The 1,605-nt window shown below is 65.1% G+C and carries 2 protein-coding genes; both read left to right on the forward strand.

All coding sequences use genetic code 11. The features are described from left to right. On the forward strand, positions 1 to 222 hold a 222-nt coding region (locus ADADOO_RS16725; protein ID WP_511278645.1), incomplete at its 5' end, for a heterodisulfide reductase-related iron-sulfur binding cluster. Further along, on the forward strand, positions 222 to 1,605 hold a 1,384-nt coding region (locus tag ADADOO_RS16730; protein WP_511278646.1), incomplete at its 3' end, for a lactate utilization protein B. The genes ADADOO_RS16725 and ADADOO_RS16730, both read left to right, overlap by 1 nt.

The raw sequence follows: 1,605 nt of genomic DNA on the forward strand, positions 1-1,605 counted from the left end.
TGCTGCGGTTTTGGCGGGGCTTTCTCGGTGCAGTTTGGCGAGGTGTCGACGCAGATCGTCGACCGCAAGTGCGATGCGATTGCGGCCGCCGGCGCCGATGCGGTGGTCGGTGGCGATCTCGGTTGCCTGATCAATATCGAAGGCCGTTTGCGCCGGCGGGGCGACGAGACGACGCGTGTTCTGCACATTGCCGAAGTGCTCGCCGGCGGGGGGGGTTCTTGATGGCGGCGGGGCGTTCGCAAGCCATGCATTTCCACGCCAGGGCCGGGGAAAAGGTCCGGAACGTCATGCTGCAGCGCGCCCTGCACAAGGCCAAGCCGCTTTTCGTCGGCAAACGGGCCAAGGGAATCGCTTCGCTGGCCGAGGATGGCCTCGATTTCGAAAAGCTACGGTCAACCGCAAAAAACATCCGAAATCGAACACTGGCCGACCTTGATGTCTGGCTTGAGCTTTTCGAGGAACGGGCCACGGCGACCGGCGCCGAGGTGCTGTGGGCGCGCGATGGTGGCGAAGTAAGCCGGCTGGTGGTCGACATCGCCCGCCGCCATGGCGTGACCAAGGCGGTCAAGTCGAAATCGATGCTTTCCGAAGAGGCGCAGCTCAACGAAGCGCTGGCCGCGGCCGGCGTTCGGCCGGTCGAGACGGACCTCGGCGAATACATCGTGCAGTTGGCCGGCGAAACACCGTCGCACATCATCGCGCCGGCCGTGCACAAAACAATAGGCGAGGTCGAAGCGCTGTTCGCCAAAGAACACGGACGGCCGTCCGAAACGCGCACCTCAGCCGACATTCCGGCCATGGCGCAAGAGGCCCGTGCGGTTTTACGCGAGCATTTCCTGAGCGCCGAGATGGGTATCTCGGGCGCCAATTTCCTGATTGCCGAAACCGGCAGCGCGGCGCTTGTTACCAACGAAGGCAACGGCCGCATGGTGACGACGCTGCCGCGGATTCACATCGTCATCACCGGCATTGAAAAAATCGTCCCGACGCTGGACGATTTTGCCACCCTCATGCGCCTGCTGCCGCGCTCGGCCACCGGTCAGGCCATTTCGAATTACGTCTCGCTGCTCACCGGCCCGCAGCGCGACGGCGACCACGACGGCCCGGAAAAAACGGTCTTCATCCTCGTCGACAACGGCCGGGCCGATCTGCTCGGCTCGCCCTATCAAGACATGTTGCGCTGCATCCGTTGTGGCGCCTGCATGAACCACTGTCCCGTCTATTTCTCGCTCGGCGGCCACGCCTACGGCTGGGTCTATCCTGGCCCGATGGGCTCGGTGCTGACGCCGCTCTTCACCGGCATCGAAAATGCGCTCGACCTGCCGCACGCCTCCACCGGCTGCAACCAATGCAGCGCCGTTTGCCCCGTCGACATTCCGCTGCCCAAGCTCATGCATCGCCTGCGCGAGGAACAGAACGAGCGTGGTCTGCGCCCGTGGCCGGAGCGGCTGGCGCTCACCGCCTGGGCCTGGGTGGCCGGCAAGCCGGCGCTCTACCGCTGGTTGGCCCGGCGCGCCGCACGCTACCTCAACTGGCTGGCCGATGGCAGTGGCCGCATCCGCATTTTTGGCCTGGCCCCGGCGTGGACCGCAGGACGCGATCTGC

The organism is Azonexus sp. (assembly GCF_036170495.1).
In the GTDB taxonomy this organism is placed as follows: Bacteria; Pseudomonadota; Gammaproteobacteria; order Burkholderiales; family Rhodocyclaceae; genus Azonexus.